This is a genomic window from Bifidobacterium sp., assembly GCF_050874245.1.
Taxonomy (GTDB): domain Bacteria; phylum Actinomycetota; class Actinomycetes; order Actinomycetales; family Bifidobacteriaceae; genus Bifidobacterium.
This window is the reverse complement of the sequence record NZ_JBNMKH010000124.1, coordinates 1-3,584: the sequence shown is the minus strand read 5'-3', so window position 1 is coordinate 3,584 and position 3,584 is coordinate 1. Positions and strand designations below refer to the sequence as shown.

3 protein-coding genes are annotated in these 3,584 nt (G+C 60.4%); all 3 read right to left on the bottom strand.

Translation table 11 applies throughout. The annotated features are described in order from the left end of the window. Positions 1-202: 202 nt before the first annotated feature. Positions 203-2,578 carry a formate C-acetyltransferase gene (gene pflB, locus ACR0P8_RS08995; RefSeq protein WP_432624742.1) on the bottom strand — a complete coding sequence of 792 codons (2,376 nt, stop codon included), beginning with the start codon at positions 2,576-2,578 and terminating at the stop codon, positions 203-205. Positions 2,579-2,726: 148 nt separating this feature from the next. Then, positions 2,727-2,936, bottom strand: coding sequence for a hypothetical protein (locus ACR0P8_RS08990; protein WP_432624741.1), 210 nt, complete (start codon positions 2,934-2,936; stop codon positions 2,727-2,729). A gap of 75 nt (positions 2,937-3,011) precedes the next feature. Further along, on the bottom strand, positions 3,012-3,584 hold a 573-nt coding region (gene nadE / locus ACR0P8_RS08985; RefSeq protein WP_432624740.1), incomplete at its 5' end, for an NAD(+) synthase.

Sequence of the window (3,584 nt, the reverse complement as noted above, 5' to 3'; positions counted from 1 at the left end):
GCTCCTGCCTTGATGAGTTCCAGTGCCTCGCGCCGGAACCCGTCGTCGTAGTGTTTCCTTCGATCCTCGCGCATACGAAAGAACCGCACCTCCGATCATTGAATCTGAATTTCTTCAGTCCAACAATCGGGGTGCGGTTCAGCTCCGCCCCTTACCTTCATCGCCGTCTCATATGGCGGCGGTCATCCGTCCGATAGGACCGTCAGTCAACAACGGCTCCCTGGTGGAACGTACGGGAAATCACGTCGAGCTGCTGTTCCTTGGTGAGCTTGACGAAGTTCACCGCATAGCCGGAGACGCGCACGGTCAGGTGCGGATACTTCTCCGGATGTTCGACGGCGTCCTCGAGCTGCTCCTTGCGCAGCACGTTGATGTTGGCGTGATACAGGCCATGGCCGTTGCCGGCGTCCAGAATGCCTACCAGGTTGCTGATGCGCTCGTCCTCGTCGCGGCCCAAGCCATCAGGGGTGATGGTGTTGGTCAGCGAAATGCCGTCGAGCGCGTCGTTGTAGTCGATCTTGCCGACCGAGAACATGGACGGCAGCATGCCGTGGGAATCCATGCCGTTCTCCGGGTTGGCGCCCGGAGCGTACGGGGTGCCCTTCTTGTGGCCGGACGGGAAGGCGCCGGTGGCCTTGCCGTACTCCACGTTGGAGGTGATGGTCAGGATGGACTGGGTCGGGACGGCGTCGCGGTACACCGGCAGGCGCTTGACCTGGCCCATGACGGTGGAGACGACCCACTTGGCGATGTCGTCGGCACGGTCGTCGTCGTTGCCGTAGATCGGGAAGTCGCCTTCGGTGCGGTAGCCGACGATCAGATCGTCGTCCGCGCCTTCGACGTACTCGTCCTCATGGCCCGGAGTGGTCTTAGCGTCCTTGTTGTAGATCGGGTAGACCTTGGCGTACTTGCATGCGGACAGGGAGTCGGCCGCGATGGACAGGCCGGACATGCCGCAGCCGAGGGTGCGGTAGACCTCCTTGTCGTGCAGGGCCATCTCGATGGACTCGTACGCGTACTTATCATGCATGTAATGGATGATGTTCAGAGCCATCACATAGGTTTCGGACAACCATTCGAGGGCCTTCTCGTAGTTGGCCTTGACCTTCTCGTAGTCCAGGGAGCCGTCGGCCTCCGGCTTGATCGGGTCGATGACGCCCTTGTCGATGACCTGCATGCCGGTCATCTCGTCGCGGCCGCCATTGATGGCGTACAGCAGCGCCTTGGCGGAGTTCACGCGGGCGGCGAAGAACTGCATCTGCTTGCCCACGCGCATCGGGGAGACGCAGCATGCGATGGCGGCGTCGTCGCCCCAGTGGGAGCGGATTTCCTTGTCGGACTCGTACTGGATGGCCGAAGTGTCGATGGAGATTCTGGCGCAGAAGCGCTTGTAGGCTTCCGGCAGCTTCGGATCCCAGAAGATGGTGATGTTCGGCTCGGGGCCGGGTCCGAGGTGCTCGAGGGTCAGGGTATTGAGCAGACGGAACGAGGTCTTGGTGACCATGGTGCGGCCATCGTCGCCAAAGCCGGCGTCAGACCAGGTCGCCCAGTACGGATCGCCGGAGAAGATCGCGTCATAGTCCTTGGTACGCAGGAAGCGCACGATGCGCAGCTTCATGACCAGGTTGTCGATGATCTCCTGGGCGTCGGTCTCGGTGATTTTGCCGGCCTTGAGGTCACGCTCGAAGTAGATGTCGAAGAAGTTGGAGACACGGCCGAAGGACATGGCGGCGCCATCCTGGCTCTTGATGGAGGCGAGGTAGCCCATATAAGTCCACTGCACTGCCTCCTGCGCAGTCTGCGCCGGGCGGGACAGGTCGAGACCATACTCGTTGCCGAGATTGATCAGCTGCTTCAGAGCCTTGATCTGCTCGTCATGCTCCTCGCGGAAGCGGATCCAGTGCTCGATCTCCGGCTCCGTGAAGTCGTTGCGGTACGGGATGGAGTCCTTGTCGCGCTGCTTGAACTTAATCAGGGTGTTCACGCCGTACAGTGCCACACGACGATAGTCACCGATGATACGGCCACGGCCATAGGCATCCGGCAGACCGGTGAGGATCTTGTTGTGGCGGGCAAGCTTGATCTGCTTGGTGTAGACACCGAAGACGCCGTCGTTGTGGGTCTTACGGTACTTGGTGAAGATCTTCTTGATCTGCGGATCGGGCTCCTTGCCGGCCTCCTTAATGGCCTGCTCGACCATACGCCAGCCGCCGTTCGGCATCATGGCGCGCTTGCACGGCACGTCGGTCTGCAGACCGACGATCACATTGTCCACTTCCGGGGAGTCGATGTAACCCGCCGGGAAGGCATCAATGCCGGCCGGAGTATGGGTGTCCACGTCGTAAACGCGCTGCTTGCGCTCCACGGCCAGATAGTTGTCATCGAGGTACTTCCACAGGTGCTTGGTCTTCTCGGTGGCATCCGCCAGGAAGGACTCATCGCCCTCATACGGCGTGTAGTTCTTCTGAATGAAGTCACGGACATCGATGTCCTTCTGCCAGTTGCCCTCAGCGAAACCTTCCCAGGCCTTGGCCTCAAGTTCTTCCTGGGAGACCGCCGTTGCATCAACTGCTGCCATTTCCACTCCTTCTGGGTGTTTGGTTGGCGACGCATCGTTACGTCGTCGCTACTTGTCGATTGTAATGGCCGGTGTCTGTGAAAAACATGAAAGCCACACCTGAAATTAGTGACATAAATCACAATCAGGCGTGGCTTTCGTCGATGGTTTATTTTTCGGGGGAAGAGCCGAAGTCAGCGGACCATCGTTTCCATTCGCGATCCTGCTCCTCCCATTTGAGATTGCGCTCCTGCACGATCTTCCATGCATCGAGCGCGTCCTCACGGGTCCTGTACGGCCCCATGCGGTGGCTTGCCGGAGAAATCATGCCCAGTTCCGGCTGTTCAGTGACGGTGTTGAAATACCATTGACGCTCCATGTCGGCCTCCTTCGTGCAATGCGTGGCTGCCCATCCGGGTTGCGGCCACACGTCTCCCTGTTGCGTACATCGCCGTCACTCGCGGAACGCGTTGGTCACCGGCAGACGACGGTCACGGCCGAACGCCAACGCCGTCACTTTCGGACCAAGCGGATACTGGCGGCGCTTCCATTCGGCGCGGTCCACCAGCCGCATGACTGTGTCCACGGTAGCCTCGTCGAAGCCGTCGGCAAGTAAATCGGCCCGGCCGTGCGCATGCTCGATGTACATCGCCAGCACTTGGTCAAGCAACGCGTACTCCGGCAACGAATCGGAATCCTTCTGACCGGGACGCAGCTCGGCGGAAGGCGCCTTCTCAATTGAATTGACGGGAATCATCACACCGTCCGGCAGGGGAACGCCCGTGCTCCCCTGCTCGTTGCCCACGATGTGAAGTCCCCCGATGCCCATGCCAGCGGCCGCGGCCTTGTTGCGCCAACGGGAAATCTCCCACACACGGGTCTTGAGCAAATCCTTGATCGGCGCGTAGCCGCCGACCGCGTCGCCGTAAATCGTGGAATAGCCGCAGGCCAGCTCCGACTTGTTGCCGGTGGCCACAGCCAGAAGCCCCTTGGAATTCGAATAGGCCATGACGATCACGCCTCGAAT

Excerpts from the sequence above, each read along its gene's own strand:
- pflB (WP_432624742.1), bottom strand. The coding sequence starts at position 2,578 with ATGGCAGCAGTTGATGCAACGGCGGTCTCCCAGGAAGAACTTGAGGCC.
- ACR0P8_RS08990 (WP_432624741.1), bottom strand. The coding sequence starts at position 2,936 with ATGGAGCGTCAATGGTATTTCAACACCGTCACTGAACAGCCGGAACTG.